Source organism: Pseudomonas sp. BN417, from assembly GCF_029871205.1.
Classification (GTDB): Bacteria; Pseudomonadota; Gammaproteobacteria; order Pseudomonadales; family Pseudomonadaceae; genus Metapseudomonas.
Window position 1 is genome coordinate 1 of the sequence record NZ_SSOJ01000049.1, and the last position, 15,952, is coordinate 15,952.

Genomic DNA, 15,952 nt, shown 5'->3' on the forward strand with positions numbered 1-15,952 from the left:
TTTTCACGGGGCCGGCCATCCGGCGATTGGAAAAGGGACTCGCCCGGGAGGGCGAAACAGAGACCTGAAGCCCGCTCGGCAATGAGCTGAACACCAGAACCTCAAGCCTCACTCACACCAGATTGCCAATCCGGTCTGAGCAAAATCTCCCCGGTAATCCGCGAAGAACCTTTTTTATGTCTGATCGGAAATTGCCGAGGCGATTCGGATTCGCGCTGCATGATTGTCCTTGCCTGGCTCCGTGCAACCGACGCCGATCGTTGAAAATCGGTACGTACAGCGCACCCTACCGACCGGTGCCACGCGTAGGGTGCGCCGCGCGCACCAGACCCTGCGTCAACGCCAACAGGCGGGTCCGACTCTTTTCTCCAGGCAAAGAAAAACCCGGCCGAGGCCGGGTTTCTCCTGAGGCTCAGACCAATTACTTGGCCTGGGCTTCCACTTCAGCTTCTACGCGACGGTTGACAGCGCGGCCGTCAGCAGTGGCGTTGTCGGCAACCGGGCGGGTTTCGCCGTAGCCAACAGCGTTGACGCGCTCGCTACCTACACCGTACTGGTCAACCAGCACGTCGCGAACGGCGTCAGCACGACGCTCGGACAGCTTCTGGTTGTAGGCGTCGGTGCCGACGGAGTCGGTGTGGCCTTCAACGGTGGTGGTGGTAGCCGGGTACTGGTTCATGAAGTCAGCCAGGTTCTTGATATCACCGTAGCTTTCTTCCTTGACCTTGGACTTGTCGAAGTCGAACTTCACGTCCAGCTCGACGCGAACGACTTCGGCAACAGCCGGGCAGCCATCGGCGTCAACGGTGACGTTGGCCGGGGTGTCCGGGCACTTGTCGACGTTGTCGCAAACGCCGTCGTTGTCGCTGTCGGCGCAGACTTCGGCAACCGGAGCCGGAGCCGGCTCGGCTTGCTTGGTGGAACCACCGAAGTTGACACCAACGCCAACACCGGCCATCCACTCGGCTTCCTGGGCGTCCAGGTTGTACATGCCGTCCAGGCTTGCCTTGGCGAAGAAGTTCTCGGTGAAGTAGTACTTCAGACCGGTACCAACGTTGGCGAAGGTGCTGTGGTCACGGCCGGTACGCGGCGGAATGTTGCTGATGTTCTGATGAGCGAAACCACCGGAGACGTACGGACGCAGGCCAACACCCGGAGTACCGAAGTGGTAGATCGCGTCAAGGGAAGCCAGATTGCCCTTGATGTCCTTGTGGCCGTCGGTGCCGAAGGCGTCTTCGGAGGTCATGTCGTGGTATTCGCCGTACGACAGAGCCAGGGAGACGTCGTCGGTCAGGTAGTAGCCTACCGAGCCGCCGTACAGGTTGCCGTTCTCGAGATCGCGAGAACTGTCGGTGAAGTAACGCTTACCGAAAGCTTCCACCTCAACTGCGCCTTGGCCCTGAGCCAGCGCGTTCAGCGAAAAGGCGGCAACAAGAGAGCCAACGGCTACGCCTAAGGTGTTTTTCAGTTTCATCCGTAAATCCCCATCTTTGGTGGTCAGTAAGTTGTCGAACAATCTCCAGACAACTTGGGCGGCAATTCTAGCAGAACAAGCCGGCCCATAAGAGATAATTTTTCCCGAACTAAGTTTCAGCCAGGCCCGAGAATTTTTCGCGCAGGCGATCCAGCGCACGTTTGTAGCGCATTTTTGTGGCACTGAGGCCCATGTGCATGATGTCGGCGATTTCCTGAAACTCCAGCTCTGCGACAAAACGTAGCACAAGAATCTCCCTGTCAATGGGGTTGACATGTACCAGCCATCGCTCCAAGCCCCCCCTTTCTTCGACCTTGGGAGCTTTCTCTTCGGACGCTTCTTCCAGCGGATCCAGACTCAGGGCATCAAGTAAGCGTCGCTTGCGACGCTCTTTCCGATATTGGGTAATGCACTCGTTGTACGTGATGCTATATAGCCACGTCTTGAACTTCGACTTGCCTTCGAAGTTCTTCAGACCATAGAGCACCTTGAGCATCACCTCCTGACAGACATCATCAGCGTCGCGGTCGTTCCCTAAATAACGGGCACAGACGTTGAACAAGGTGCGCTGATAACGGCGCATCAATTCTTCGTAGGCACGGGTGACATGGAACAGCTCAACATGCGCACGCTCCACCAGCTCTTCGTCCGAGAGCTCGCGTGGGTCATAGCGCAAGGGATGCGATTGGGGCTTGTTCAAAACGGGTCGGGCCGACAGTCAGGTCAAAAGCCGCTGGGGCGCGACGACCGCGCACCCATTTCTGGCGGCATACATTAGCAGGGAAAAGCCATCGTGTTAGCGGCTGGTTACCCGTTGATCGAGCAAAGTACGGTTCGACACCGAAACCAGCTCACCTTCCTCGGTGAGCAGGAGGGTTTTCACCGTGCCGATCTCCTCGATCTGCCCTTCGACATCGCCGATCTTCACTTGTTGCCCGACCTGATAAAGCTCTCGCACATAGATGCCTGCGAGGATCTGTCCGGCGATTTCGCGACTGCCAAGACCAAGCGCCAGCGCCGCCGCCAGGCCGACAGAAATCAGCACGATGGCGATGACGTTGTTCAGCAGGTCGGTCTTGACCTCCAGCTGGCCGATGGCCACGGAGATGCTGATGATGATCACCAGCCCCTGGGCGATGCGGCCGAGACCATGGGCATAGTCCAGGCCTACGCCCTCCGCGGCACCGCGGACCACGCCGCTGACCAGCTGCGCCAGCAGCACGCCGGCCAGCAGCACCAGCGCCGCGCCCAGCACCTTGGGCAGATAGAGGGCCAGCACGTCGAGCGTGGCAGAGACCCGATCCAGGCCCAGGGACTCGGCGGCGGACACCAGGAAGATCAGCAGCACGAACCAGTAGACGATCTTGCCGATCAAGGTGGAAACCGGGACCTGGATGCCGGCACGGGACAACATCTTGGTCAGGCCGGTGCCCGCCATCAGGCGATCCAGCCCCACCTTGGCGAGCAGCTTGGACAGCAGCGTGTCCAGCAACTTGGCCACCACGAAGCCGAGCAGCACCACCACCAGTGCGCCGAACAGGCGCGGAATGAAGCCCGCCACCGGTGCCCACACCGAGGTCATGGCGTTAACGAGTCCTTGAGTCCAGGGGTCGAATTCCATGTTCAATCAGCCTTATCTGCAGAACGGACAGAAGCGTTGCGGCGCGACACGGGCGCCAGGTGGGGCGAACCATTGTTGAGGGCGATCATCATGGCCTCGAGCCAATGGCCCAGCAGGCTGAACAGATCCCCGGCGCCGACCTGGCGGTTGGCCGTCTTGAGCACTCGGCCCAGAGTGGCGTCGTCGTCATGATCGGAGACCGGCGACGCCTTGAGCAGGTCCCGCAGGGATTCTTCGAACGGATCGTGCATGCGCACCTCGCGTGGATATGAGGGCTAGACGTGGCCGGCGACGACCGGGTCACATCAAAGCCAGCGCAATCGGCGGAACAGCCATAACTGGAAGCCCGCCACGCCCAGTATCAGCAGGCAGGCAATGGGGAAGCCCCAGGGCGTCTCATCCCCGGGAATACCGTTCACGTTCATGCCCAGCAGGCCGGTAATGAAGCTCAGCGGCAGGAAGAAGCCGGTGGTGATGCCGAGCAGGTACATGGTCCGGCTGGTGCGTTCGCCCTGGCGGCGAGATTCGCTTTCCAGCACGAGGCCTATGCGCTCGCGGATCAGCTCCAGCTCTTCCAGGTAGCGGGTCAGCCGGTTGTTCAGCTCGTTCCAGTAGTCGGCATCATCCTCGACGAACCAGGGCATCCGGCTGCGCACCAGCTGCGCGTAAATGTCGCGCTGGGGCGCGAGGAAGCGGCGGAGACCGGCGGCGCGCCGGCGAACCTGCAGCATCAGGTCAGGATCCGGGCGAAAGCGCTCGTTGTTGTCGAGATGCTCTTCCTGCTCGTCAACCCTTTCGGCCAGTTCGGCCACCAGGGGATCGACCTTGTTGGTCAGGTGCTCGGCCAGGTAAAGCATGACCTCGGAGGCGACCTTGGGTCCGGAGCCCTTGGCCCACTGCTCGATGAGCTCCTCGGTGGCACGCATGGGCCGCAGGCGCAGCGAGATGATCCGTTGCGCCGCGGCGAAGATGCGCACCGAGACCATGTCTTCCGGGACGGCGCCCGGATTCAGGTTGACGCCGCGCAGGAACAGCAACAATTCGTCGTTCGGCAGCACCACCATGCGCGGCCTGGTGCTTTCCTCCAGGAGGAGGTCGCAGGCGAACTCGGACAGCCCGCTGTTCTCGCGCAGCCAGCGCCGCGCGAGGGGATGGCTGCGATCCCAGTGCAACCAGAGGCTCTGCTCCGCCGTCAGCTGCAGGCCTTGCAGCGACTCCCTGGATATCGACTCGGCACCACCCTGCCCGTCCAGCACGAAGGCGTGTACCAGCCCCCACTGGGCGTTCTGCTCCTCGAACATTCAGTCTCCTTGGAAGACGGAGCCCGGCTCGCGCCGGGCCCCTTGCCTCAGGCCGGCATCTCCAGCGGCTTGGGCGAAACGATGATGCCGTTGTTGTCGCCGTAGACATACTCGCCCGGGCGGAAGGTGACGCCGCCGAAGGTGACGGCGACATTCAGGTCGCCAATACCGCGCTTGTCGGTCTTCATCGGATGGCTGGCCAGGGCCTGGACACCCAGGTCGGTCTGGGCAATCACGTCGACATCACGGATGCAGCCGTATACGACTATGCCTTCCCAGCCATTCTTCGCCGCCTTCTCGGCCAGCATGTCGCCCAGCAGGGCGCGACGCAGGGAACCGCCGCCGTCCACCACCAGGACCTTGCCCTGGCCGGGCAGGTCGACCTGCTCCTTGACCAGGGAGTTGTCCTCGAAGCACTTGATGGTGACGATTTCGCCGCCAAAGGAATCGCGCCCGCCGAAGTTGCTGAACATGGGCTCGACGACCTGCACCAGGTCCGGGTAGGCATCGCACAGATCAGGGGTAACGTATTGCATGGACATCTCCTTGATAGCGGTTACAGATCGAGACCGATGCAGTCGCCGTCGTAGGCCAGCCGCAAGCGCTGCAACGGTGGGCACGGTGCATTGACCAGGTGGCCGCCGTTGGCCAGGTCGAAGGCGATTCCGTGCCGGGAACAGCGCAGCACCCCGCCGTCGAGGGTGCCGGTGTGCAAGGGCGCACCCTGGTGTGGGCAGCGATTTTCCATGAGGATCGGCTGCTGATCAACGACGATCAGTAATAATTGACGGCCCTGCACCTGAAAAGTGCCTCGATAGCCGTCCTGCAGGTTGATCAGTCGTTCCAGCGCTACGAACATGGAGCCTCCACGCCCCGGCGATTCCCGCCATCTTTAGCACAGCGACCGGCCGCCCGAAACCGGAAACTGCCGGCAGGCACCGGGCTAGAGCGCCACGGACTCGGCCGCCGGAGCCCCGGCCGGCAAGCGCAGGTGCTCCAGCCAGTAGGCCACCAGCGGCCAGACCTCGCGCTCGGCCGCCTTGCTCACCAGCATCTCGATATGGCCGAAGTCATCACTGAATCCATCCTCCCTGGCCAGCCGCAGGAAGTGCCGACATGCCTCGGGAACCTGCTCCACCAGCTTGCGGCAGGCCCAGACCGGGTCCTGCAGGTCGCCGGCCGCCGCCACCGCCAGCACCGGCACACGCACGTCCGCGAGGCCGGCCCACCAGTCCCGCTCGGCATCGCCGAAGCGGCCGAACAGGCCATGCCAGCGCAGGCTTTCCAGGGCGAGGCCGATGGGCTCGTCTTCCGGTCCACGCTTGAGCCAGGAACCGGACAGCACCTCGAAGCGCTTGAGCAACTGACGACCGCCCCAGGCCACCGGCGGCAGCTTCAACGGCCAGTAGTTGCGACTGATCTGGCTGCCGAACAGCGCCGCCGAAGCCACCTCCCCCTCACCGAGGTACTGCCCACCCAGGGCCGCAGCCAAGGTGGTACCGCCCAGGGAATGGCCAATCCAGTGCGGCACCTGTCCGGCCTGCTCGCGGACGAAGGCGGCGATGGCCGGCAGGTCATAGCGCGCGTAGTCGGCCACCCGATTGTGCCGGTACCGCTGGTTGCGCGGCGACAGCCCGTGACCGCGCATCTCGGCGATCCACACATCGAAACCGGCACGGACCAGATGCGGGCCCAGGCCGAGCCCCTTGGGCGAGTACCAGAAACGGCGATTCGAGAAGCTGCCGTGCACCAGTATGACCGGCACGCCTCGCGCGCCTTCATGACCGAATCGACCCAGGCGGGTCAGCACCAGCTCGACGCTGGAATCCGGGCTGTTGTTGGGCTTCAGGCGATAGACATCCTCGGTCAGGTCGCCACGAAGGTCCGCGCTCATCAGCGCAACGGGAAAGAGATCGCTACTGCTCTGCATGATTTTCGCTTGCACAAAAAAGGGCGGGTTCCGAACCCGCCCTTTTCGTCTTTCGATCAACGAGGTATCAGGCCTGACCTTCCGCCAGGAAGAACCAGGTATCCAGAACCGAGTCGGGGTTCAGGGAAACGCTCTCGATGCCCTGCTCCATCAGCCACTTGGCCAGGTCCGGGTGGTCGGACGGGCCCTGACCGCAGATGCCGATGTACTTGCCGGCCTTGTTGCAGGCGGCGATGGCATTGGCCAGCAGCTTTTTCACGGCCGGATTACGCTCGTCGAACAGGTGGGCGACGATGCCGGAGTCGCGGTCCAGGCCCAGGGTCAGCTGGGTCAGGTCGTTGGAGCCGATGGAGAAACCATCGAAGAACTCCAGGAACTCGTCGGCCAGCAGGGCGTTGGACGGCAGCTCGCACATCATGATGACCTTGAGGCCGTTCTCGCCGCGCTTCAGGCCATTGCTGGCCAGCAGCTCGACCACTTGCGAGGCCTCGCCCAGGGTGCGCACGAAGGGCACCATGATCTCGACGTTGGTCAGGCCCATCTCGTTGCGCACTTTCTTCAGCGCGCGGCATTCCAGCTCGAAGCAGTCGCGGAAGGATTCGCTGATGTAGCGCGAGGCGCCACGGAAGCCGAGCATCGGGTTCTCTTCTTCCGGCTCGTAGAGCTTGCCGCCGATCAGGTTGGCGTATTCGTTGGACTTGAAGTCCGACAGGCGCACGATGACCTTCTTCGGCCAGAAAGCGGCGGCCAGGGTGCTGATGCCCTCGACCAGCTTCTCGACGTAGAAGCCCACCGGATCGTTGTAGCCGGCGATGCGCTTCTCGACACTTTCCTTGATTTCCGCCGGCAGGCTGGCGAAGTTCAGCAGTGCCTTGGGATGCACGCCGATCATGCGGTTGATGATGAACTCGAGGCGGGCCAGGCCCACGCCCTCGTTCGGCAGCTGGGCGAAGTCGAAGGCGCGATCCGGGTTGCCGACGTTCATCATGATCTTGAACGGCAGCTCAGGCATGGCGTCGACCGAGTTCTTGCGAATGTCGAAGCCGAGCTGGCCTTCGAAGATGAAGCCGGTATCGCCCTCGGCACAGGAAACGGTCACGCCCTGGCCATCCTGCAGCACCTGGGTGGCGTTGCCACAGCCAACGACTGCTGGAATGCCCAGTTCACGGGCGATGATCGCCGCGTGGCAGGTACGGCCACCGCGGTTGGTGACGATGGCGCTGGCGCGCTTCATCACGGGTTCCCAATCCGGGTCGGTCATGTCCGAGACCAGCACGTCGCCCGGCTGGACCTTGTCCATTTCGGACACGTCGTGGATCACCCTCACCTTGCCGGCGCCGATGCGCTGGCCGATGGCGCGGCCTTCCACCAGGACCTTACCCTTTTCCTTCAGCAGGTAGCGCTCCATCACGGTGACGCTGGCGCGGCTCTTCACGGTTTCCGGACGGGCCTGCACGATGTACAGCTTGCCGTCGTCACCGTCCTTGGCCCACTCGATGTCCATCGGACGGCCGTAGTGCTTCTCGATGATCAGGGCCTGCTTGGCCAGTTCGGTGACTTCGGCGTCAGACAGGGCGAAGCGGGCGCGGTCGGCGCGATCCACATCGACGGTCTTCACCGACTTGCCGGCCTTGGCCTCTTCGCCGTAGATCATCTTGATCGCCTTGCTGCCCAGGTTGCGGCGCAGGATGGCGGGACGACCGGCTTCCAGGGTCGCCTTGTGCACGTAGAACTCGTCGGGGTTCACGGCGCCCTGCACCACGGTCTCGCCGAGGCCGTAGGCGGCGGTGATGAAGACCACGTCACGGAAGCCGGACTCGGTGTCCAGGGTGAACATCACGCCGGCGGTGCCGGTTTCCGAGCGGACCATGCGCTGCACGCCGGCGGACAGGGCGACCAGCTTGTGGTCGAAGCCCTGGTGTACGCGGTAGGCGATGGCGCGGTCGTTGAACAGGGAGGCGAATACCTCCTTGGCGGCGCGGATCACGTTGTCCACGCCACGAATATTGAGGAAGGTTTCCTGCTGGCCGGCGAAGGAGGCGTCGGGCAGGTCTTCGGCGGTGGCGGAGGAACGCACGGCCACGGCCAGGTTGTCATTGCCCTTGGCCAGTTCGGCGAAGGCGGTGCGGATTTCCGCGTTCAGGCGCTCCGGGAACTCGGCATCCATGACCCACTTGCGGATTTCCGCGCCGGTCTTGGCGAGGGCGTTGACGTCATCCACATCGAGCTTGTCGAGGGCGGCGTGGATACGCTCGTTCAGGCCGCTCTGCTCGAGGAAGTCACGGTAGGCCTGGGCGGTAGTGGCGAAACCACCGGGAACGGAAACACCGGCGCCAGCCAGATTGCTGATCATCTCGCCCAGGGATGCGTTCTTGCCCCCCACATGCTCAACATCGTGAACGCCGAGCTTATCGAGGGAAACTACGTACTCTACCAAGGTGATCTCTCCACTAATTGTTGGAAAAGCTCATGCGGAGCAGCTCCGCAGCGTTCTGGCTTTGGTCCAGAAAAATACGTCACAATGCCGACCGGCTCGGGCCTGGCGAAAAAACGCGGCCTATCATAGCCAAGAATCGTTCCTGACTTAAGGCCTTTGGCGCAAATGAAACGAACCGCTTTCTTCATCTCCGATGGTACTGGCATCACTGCGGAAACCCTTGGCCAGAGCCTACTCGCGCAGTTCGAGACCATCACCTTCAACAAGATCACGCGGCCTTATATCGACAGCGTTGAAAAAGCGCGCGCCATGGTACAGCAAATCAATAAGGCTGCCGAGGTGGACGGGCTCCGCCCAATCATCTTCGACACCATCGTGAACCAGGAGATCCGTGACACCCTGGCTATGTCCAACGGCTTCATGATCGACATCTTCTCGACCTTCCTTTCGCCGCTGGAACAAGAACTTACGTCGCATTCCTCGTACTCGGTCGGCAAATCCCACTCCATCGGCCAGCACTCCAACTATATGGAGCGCATCGAGGCGGTGAACTTCGCCCTGGACAACGATGACGGCGCCCGCACCCACTACTACAACAAGGCCGACCTCATCCTCGTCGGCGTCTCCCGCTGCGGGAAAACGCCCACCTGCCTGTATATGGCAATGCAATACGGAATTCGTGCGGCCAACTACCCGCTGACCGAGGAAGATATGGAGCGCCTGCAGCTGCCCGCCGCGCTCAAGCAGCACAGGGACAAGCTGTTCGGCCTCACCATCGACCCCGATCGACTCACCGCCATCCGCCACGAACGCAAGCCCAACAGCCGCTACGCCAGCTTCGCCCAGTGCGAGTTCGAAGTGCGCGAGGTGGAAAACCTGTTCCGCCGCGAAAACATCGCCTTCATCAACTCCACCCATTTCTCCGTGGAGGAGATCTCCGCGAAGATCCTAGTGGAGAAAGGTGTCGAACGCCGGCTCAAATGAGCCGAAAACCAAAGAAAAAAGCCCGCCTCGGCGGGCTTTTTCGTACCTCGGAACCGACGGGGACTAGAACGCGTCGCCCGGCACCCGCACCCAACCTTCCATCAACACGCGGGCGCTGCGGCTCATGATGGCCTTGGTAACCGTCCACTGGCCATCCACCTGGCGGGCCTCTGCGCCGACGCGGAGAGTGCCCGACGGATGGCCGAAGCGCACTGCGTTGCGCTCACCACCGCCGGCGGCGAGGTTCACCAGGGTGCCGGGAATGGCCGCGGCGGTGCCGATGGCGACCGCCGCTGTGCCCATCATGGCGTGGTGCAGCTTGCCCATGGACAGCGCGCGCACCAGCAGGTCGATTTCCTCGGCCTTGACCGTCTTGCCACTGGAGGAGCGGTAGTCCGTGGGCTTGGCCACGAAGGCGATCTTCGGCGTGTGCTGCCGGGTGGCGGCCTCTTCCGGGGTCTTGATCAGGCCCATGCGCAGGGCCCCAGCGACTCGAATGGCCTCGAATCGAGCCAGCGCTTCGGGATTGCCGTTGATGTCCTCGCGCAGTTCGGTTCCGCTGTAGCCAATGGCCTCGGCATTGACGAACACGGTCGGAATGCCGGCTGTGATCATGGTCGCCTTCAGCGTGCCGATGCCCGGCACTTCCAGGTCGTCGACCAGGTTGCCAGTGGGGAACATCGAACCGCCCTCCTCCCCGTCATCGGACGGATCGAGGAACTCCAGTACGATTTCGGCCGCCGGGAAGGTCACACCGTCCAGCTCGAAGTCACCGGTTTCCTGGACCTGGCCGTTGGTCACCGGCACGTGGGCGATGATGGTTTTCTGGATATTGGCCTGCCAGATGCGCACCACGCAGGTACCGTTCTGCGGAATGCGTGCCGGATCCACCAGACCGGCGTGCAGGGCGAAGGCCCCGGCGGCGGTGGAGAGGTTGCCGCAGTTGCCGCTCCAGTCGACGAAGGCCTTGTCGATGGAGATCTGCCCGTAGAGATAGTCCACATCGTGATCGGGCTGGCTGCTCTTCGACAGGATCACGCATTTGCTGGTGCTGGAGGTGGCCCCGCCCATGCCGTCGATGTGCGCGGAATAGGGATCGGGGCTGCCGATCACCCGCATGAACAGCGCATCGCGCGCCGCGCCCGGCACCTGACAGCGCTCGGGCAGGTCCTGCAGGCGGAAGAACACGCCCTTGCTGGTACCGCCACGGATGTAGGTGGCGGGGACTTTCACTTGGGGTACGTGGCTCATGTGGTTTCCTTGGCGGCAATCTGGGTTTCGGTAGCCTGTAGGAGGCAGCCTGGCGGCGACTGATTATTCGCCAGCAAGCTGGCTCCTACAGGGTGCCGGGGCAGTCCTGAACGCTGCGGGGTGTCGCCACCCCGCAGCGAATTCGCACTTATGCGGTCGCGGCGTCAGCCGAGGACTTCAGGAAGTCCTTGGCAAAGCGCTGCAGCACGCCACCTGCGTTGTACACGCTGACATCGGCGGCGGTGTCGAGGCGGCAGGTCACCGGGACCTTGACCACTTCACCGTTGCGGCGGTTGACCACCAGGGTCAGGTCGCAGCGGGGCGACACTTCGCCTTCGATGTCGTAGGTCTCGGTGCCGTCCAGGCCCAGGGTCAGGCGGGTGGTGCCCGGCTTGAACTCGACCGGCAGGACGCCCATGCCGACCAGGTTGGTGCGGTGGATGCGCTCGAAGCCCTCGGCCACGATCACCTCGACCCCGGCCAGACGCACGCCCTTGGCTGCCCAGTCACGGGACGAGCCCTGGCCGTAGTCGGCACCGGCGACGATGATCAGGTTCTGCTTGCGGTTCATGTAGGTTTCGATCGCTTCCCACATGCGCATCACCTTGCCTTCCGGCTCGACACGCGCCAGCGAACCCTTCTTCACTGCGCCATCGACAACGGCCATTTCGTTGACCAGCTGCGGGTTGGCGAAGGTCGCGCGCTGCGCGGTCAGGTGGTCGCCACGGTGGGTCGCGTAGGAGTTGAAGTCCTCCTCCGGCAGGCCCATCTTCGCCAGGTATTCGCCAGCAGCGCTGTTCAGCAGGATGGCGTTGGACGGCGACAGGTGGTCGGTGGTGATGTTGTCCGGCAGAATCGCCAGCGGGAGCATGCCCTTGAGGGTGCGCTCCCCGGCCAGCGCGCCTTCCCAGTACGGCGGACGACGGATGTAGGTGGACATCGGGCGCCAGTCGTACAGCGGGCTGTCTGCCTCCTGCACGCTGCCCAGATCGAACATCGGGATGTAGATCTGACGGAACTGCTCCGGCTTGACGCTGGCGGCGACGAGTGCGTCGATTTCCTCGTCGGACGGCCACAGGTCCTTCAGGGTGACGGGGTTGCCGAGACTGTCGGTGCCCAGCACATCCTGCTCGATATCGAAGCGCACGGTACCGGCGATAGCGTAGGCGACCACCAGCGGCGGCGAAGCCAGGAAGGCCTGCTTGGCGTACGGATGGATGCGGCCGTCGAAGTTGCGGTTACCCGACAGTACAGCGGTGGAGTACAGGTCGCGGTCGATGATTTCCTGCTGGATCGCTGGCTCCAGCGCGCCGGACATGCCGTTGCAGGTGGTGCAGGCGTAGGCGACGATGCCGAAGCCCAGCTTTTCCAGCTCCGGCAGCAGACCGGCTTCTTCCAGGTACAGCTTGGCGACCTTGGAGCCTGGAGCGAAGGAGGTCTTCACCCACGGCTTGCGTACCAGACCCAGCGCGTTGGCCTTCTTCGCCACCAGGCCGGCGGCGACCACGTTGCGCGGGTTGGAGGTGTTGGTGCAACTGGTGATGGCGGCGATGATCACCGCGCCATCGGGCATCAGGCCCTCGGCTTCCTCGGCCTTGCCGCTTTGCAGCTTGGCCTCGTCGGCGATGCCGCGCTCGGCCAGGGCCGAGGTCGGCAGACGGCGGTGCGGGTTGGACGGGCCGGCCATGTTGCGCACCACGCTGCCCAGGTCGAAGCTCAGCACGCGCTCGTACTCGGCGGTGACCAGGGCGTCGGCCCACAGGCCGAGGGTCTTCGCGTAGTTCTCCACCAGCGCCACCTGCTCGGGCTCGCGGCCGGTGAGCTTGAGGTAGTCGATGGTCTGCTGGTCGATGTAGAACATCGCCGCGGTGGCGCCGTACTCCGGGCACATGTTGGAGATGGTCGCGCGGTCGCCGATCGACAGGCTGTCGGCACCCTCGCCGAAGAACTCGACGTAGGCACCCACCACGCGCTCCTTGCGCAGGAACTCGGTGATCGCCAGGACGATGTCGGTGGCGGTGATGCCCGGCTTGCGTTGGCCAGTCAGCTCGACGCCGACGATGTCGGGCAGGCGCATCATCGACGGATGGCCCAGCATCACGGTTTCGGCTTCCAGACCACCGACGCCGATGGCGATCACGCCCAGGGCATCGACGTGCGGGGTGTGCGAATCGGTGCCGACGCAGGTGTCGGGGAAGGCCACGCCGCCACGCGCCTGGATCACCGGACTCATCTTCTCCAGGTTGATCTGGTGCATGATGCCGTTACCGGCCGGGATCACGTCGACATTCTTGAACGCGGTCTTGGTCCACTCGATGAAGTGGAAGCGGTCTTCGTTACGGCGATCCTCGATGGCGCGGTTCTTCTCGAAAGCGTCCGGGTCGAAGCCCGGGGCTTCAACGGCCAGCGAGTGGTCGACGATCAGTTGGGTCGGAACCACCGGGTTGACCTTGGACGGGTCACCACCCTGCTCGGCGATGGCGTCACGCAGGCCGGCCAGGTCGACCAGAGCGGTCTGGCCGAGGATGTCGTGGCAGACCACGCGCGCCGGGTACCAGGGGAAGTCCAGGTCGCGCTTGCGGTAGATCAGCTGCTCCAGCGACGCGGTCAGGCTCGCCGGCTCGCAGCGGCGCACCAGCTGTTCGGCAAGTACGCGGGAGGTGTAGGGCAGTTTTTCCCAGGCACCGGCCTGGATCGCCTCGACGGCCGCACGGGCGTCGAAGTAGTCCAACTGGGTGCCCGGCAGGCTTTTACGGTATTGGCTGTTCATCTTATTTGCGATCCTTGAGCGGCACGAACTTCAGATCTTCCGGGCCGACATAGTTGGCGCTCGGGCGGATGATCTTGCCGTCGATGCGCTGCTCGATGACGTGGGAGGACCAGCCGGAGGTACGGGCGATCACGAACAGCGGGGTGAACATGGCGGTGGGCACGCCCATCATGTGGTAGCTGACGGCGCTGAACCAATCGAGGTTGGGGAACATCTTCTTGATTTCCCACATGGTCGACTCCAGGCGCTCGGCGATGTCGAACATCTTGCTGTTGTTCTGCTCGGCGGAGAGCTCGCGGGCGACTTCCTTGATTACCTTGTTGCGCGGGTCGGACACGGTGTAGACCGGGTGGCCGAAGCCGATCACCACTTCCTTCTTCTCGACGCGGGCGCGGATGTCGGCTTCCGCCTCGTCCGGGTTGTCGTAGCGCTTCTGGATCTCGAAGGCCACTTCGTTGGCGCCGCCATGCTTCGGACCACGCAGGGCACCGATGGCGCCGGTGATGCAGGAGTACATGTCGGAGCCGGTACCGGCGATCACGCGGGAGGTGAAGGTCGAAGCGTTGAATTCGTGCTCGGCGTACAGGTTCAGCGAGGTGTGCATGGCGCGGACCCACGACTCGCGCGGCTTCTCGCCATGCAGCAGATGCAGGAAATGACCGCCGATGGAGTCGTCGTCGGTTTCAACGTCGATGCGCTTGCCGTTGTGGCTGAAGTGATACCAGTACAGCAGTGCGGAGCCCAGGCTGGCCATCAGCTTGTCGGCGATGTCGCGAGCGCCCGGATGGTTATGGTCTTCCTTCTCCGGAGACAGGCAGCCCAGCACGGAAGTGGCGGTACGCATGACGTCCATCGGGTGGGCGGACGGCGGCAGTTGCTCCAGGGCGGCCTTGACGCCGGCCGGCAGGCCGCGCAGGGCTTTCAGCTTGGCCTTGTAGCCAGCCAGTTCGGCGGCGTTCGGCAGTTTGCCGTGGACCAGCAGGTGGGCGATTTCCTCGAACTCGCTGGTGTTGGCGAAGTCGAGAACGTCATAGCCACGGTAGTGCAGGTCGTTGCCGGTGCGGCCGACGGTGCACAGGGCGGTGTTGCCAGCGGCGGTGCCACTCAGGGCCACGGACTTTTTCGGCTTGAAGGCAGTAGTGGTTTCGGCGGAAGCGGTCATCGTGGAATTCTCCTCATTCAATCCGGTTGCTTGCGTCTTGTTTTTCCGTGGGCCGCCCCGTTCGGGAGGCGGCCCACGTCCGGTTACTTCTTGGCGGCGAACAGCGCGTCGAGTTTCTGCTCGAAGGCGTGGTAGCCGATGCGGTCGTACAGCTCGGCACGGGTCTGCATCAGGTCGATGACTTCTTTCTGGTGGCCGTCGCGGCGGATGGCGGTGTAGACAGCCTCGGCGGCCTTGTTGGCGGCGCGGAAGGCCGACAGCGGGTAGAGCTGGATGGCCACGCCGACCGAGGCCAGCTCGTCGCGGGAGAACAGCGGGGTGGCGCCGAACTCGGTGATGTTGGCCAGGATCGGCACGTTCAGCGCCTCGACGAAGCGCTTGTAGGTCGGCAGGTCGTAGGCGGCCTCGGCGAAGATGGCATCGGCGCCGGCTTCCACGTAGCGCAGGCAGCGCTCGATGGCGGCGTCGACACCTTCAGCCTGGATGGCGTCGGTACGCGCGATCAGGAAGAAGTTCGGGTCGGTCTTGGCATCGGCGGCGGCCTTGACGCGGTCAGCCATCTCTTCGGTGGGGACGATTTCCTTGCCTGGGCGGTGGCCGCAGCGCTTGGCGCCGACCTGGTCCTCGATATGGGCGGCGGCCGCGCCGGCCTTGATCAGGTTCTTCACGGTGCGCTCGATGTTGAAGGCGCTGGGACCGAAACCGGTGTCGATATCCACCAGCAGCGGCAGGTCGCACACGTCGGTGATGCGGCGCACGTCGGTGAGCACGTCGTCCAGGGTGTTGATGCCCAGGTCCGGCAGCCCCAGGGAGCCAGCGGCCACGCCGCCACCGGACAGGTAGATGGCCTTGAAGCCGGCGCGCTTGGCCAGCAGGGCATGGTTGGCGTTGATCGCGCCGATGACCTGCAGCGGATGTTCCTCGGCGATGGCGTCGCGGAAACGCTGGCCCGGGGTTTTCAAGTTCATGACTCACCTCGTGTTTTGGACGGGTTGGCGAGCGCTTCCTGGTAGTGGCGCTCG

The 15,952-nt window shown here is 63.5% G+C and carries 14 protein-coding genes and 1 pseudogene; 2 read left to right on the forward strand and 13 right to left on the reverse strand.

Going from position 1 to position 15,952, the window contains the following annotated elements; genetic code table 11:
* Positions 1 to 421: 421 nt before the first annotated feature.
* The 9 genes from E8F11_RS04580 to ppsA form a co-directional block, all read right to left on the reverse strand.
* Positions 422 to 1,474, reverse strand: coding sequence for an OmpA family protein (locus E8F11_RS04580; RefSeq protein ID WP_280287628.1), 1,053 nt, complete (start codon positions 1,472 to 1,474; stop codon positions 422 to 424).
* Between the two features lie 109 nt (positions 1,475 to 1,583).
* Positions 1,584 to 2,174 (reverse strand): RNA polymerase sigma factor SigX, encoded by a 591-nt coding sequence (gene sigX, locus E8F11_RS04585; RefSeq protein WP_280287629.1) that lies wholly within the window; start codon positions 2,172 to 2,174, stop codon positions 1,584 to 1,586.
* A gap of 96 nt (positions 2,175 to 2,270) precedes the next feature.
* Positions 2,271 to 3,095 carry a mechanosensitive ion channel domain-containing protein gene (locus tag E8F11_RS04590; RefSeq protein WP_280287630.1) on the reverse strand — a complete coding sequence of 275 codons (825 nt, stop codon included), beginning with the start codon at positions 3,093 to 3,095 and terminating at the stop codon, positions 2,271 to 2,273.
* A gap of 2 nt (positions 3,096 to 3,097) precedes the next feature.
* The gene (locus E8F11_RS04595) at positions 3,098 to 3,352 is read right to left on the reverse strand and encodes a CrfX protein (RefSeq protein WP_280287631.1); all 255 of its coding nucleotides are present in this window, start codon (positions 3,350 to 3,352) and stop codon (positions 3,098 to 3,100) included.
* A 48-nt stretch (positions 3,353 to 3,400) separates the two neighbouring features.
* On the reverse strand, positions 3,401 to 4,396 hold the full coding sequence (locus tag E8F11_RS04600; RefSeq protein ID WP_280287632.1) for a zinc transporter ZntB: 996 nt from the start codon (positions 4,394 to 4,396) through the stop codon (positions 3,401 to 3,403).
* A gap of 47 nt (positions 4,397 to 4,443) precedes the next feature.
* Positions 4,444 to 4,932 carry a ribonuclease E activity regulator RraA gene (gene rraA / locus E8F11_RS04605; protein ID WP_280287633.1) on the reverse strand — a complete coding sequence of 163 codons (489 nt, stop codon included), beginning with the start codon at positions 4,930 to 4,932 and terminating at the stop codon, positions 4,444 to 4,446.
* Between the two features lie 20 nt (positions 4,933 to 4,952).
* The gene (locus tag E8F11_RS04610; RefSeq protein WP_280287634.1) at positions 4,953 to 5,255 is read right to left on the reverse strand and encodes a Rieske (2Fe-2S) protein; all 303 of its coding nucleotides are present in this window, start codon (positions 5,253 to 5,255) and stop codon (positions 4,953 to 4,955) included.
* An 84-nt stretch (positions 5,256 to 5,339) separates the two neighbouring features.
* Positions 5,340 to 6,326 (reverse strand): alpha/beta fold hydrolase, encoded by a 987-nt coding sequence (locus E8F11_RS04615; RefSeq protein WP_280287635.1) that lies wholly within the window; start codon positions 6,324 to 6,326, stop codon positions 5,340 to 5,342.
* Between the two features lie 67 nt (positions 6,327 to 6,393).
* Positions 6,394 to 8,763 carry a phosphoenolpyruvate synthase gene (gene ppsA, locus E8F11_RS04620; RefSeq protein ID WP_280287636.1) on the reverse strand — a complete coding sequence of 790 codons (2,370 nt, stop codon included), beginning with the start codon at positions 8,761 to 8,763 and terminating at the stop codon, positions 6,394 to 6,396.
* Between ppsA and E8F11_RS30150 the strand changes: the two are divergent.
* Positions 8,710 to 8,909, forward strand: a pseudogene (locus E8F11_RS30150) (hypothetical protein). The gene ppsA and the pseudogene E8F11_RS30150 sit on opposite strands and share 54 nt — an antisense overlap.
* A gap of 19 nt (positions 8,910 to 8,928) precedes the next feature.
* The gene (locus E8F11_RS04625) at positions 8,929 to 9,747 is read left to right on the forward strand and encodes a pyruvate, water dikinase regulatory protein (RefSeq protein ID WP_280287637.1); all 819 of its coding nucleotides are present in this window, start codon (positions 8,929 to 8,931) and stop codon (positions 9,745 to 9,747) included.
* A 63-nt stretch (positions 9,748 to 9,810) separates the two neighbouring features.
* Here the strand turns inward: E8F11_RS04625 and prpF are convergent, their stop codons facing one another.
* From prpF to prpB, 4 genes are all read right to left on the reverse strand, one after another.
* A complete protein-coding gene (gene prpF, locus E8F11_RS04630; RefSeq protein WP_280287638.1) occupies positions 9,811 to 10,998 on the reverse strand; it encodes a 2-methylaconitate cis-trans isomerase PrpF in 1,188 nt (395 codons plus the stop codon).
* Positions 10,999 to 11,146: 148 nt separating this feature from the next.
* Entirely contained in the window at positions 11,147 to 13,768 is a 2,622-nt protein-coding gene (gene acnD / locus E8F11_RS04635) for a Fe/S-dependent 2-methylisocitrate dehydratase AcnD (RefSeq protein ID WP_280287639.1), read from the reverse strand.
* A 1-nt stretch (position 13,769) separates the two neighbouring features.
* The gene (gene prpC / locus E8F11_RS04640) at positions 13,770 to 14,930 is read right to left on the reverse strand and encodes a 2-methylcitrate synthase (protein WP_280287640.1); all 1,161 of its coding nucleotides are present in this window, start codon (positions 14,928 to 14,930) and stop codon (positions 13,770 to 13,772) included.
* Positions 14,931 to 15,013: 83 nt separating this feature from the next.
* Positions 15,014 to 15,898 (reverse strand): methylisocitrate lyase, encoded by an 885-nt coding sequence (gene prpB, locus E8F11_RS04645; protein ID WP_280287641.1) that lies wholly within the window; start codon positions 15,896 to 15,898, stop codon positions 15,014 to 15,016.
* Positions 15,899 to 15,952 lie beyond the last annotated feature (54 nt).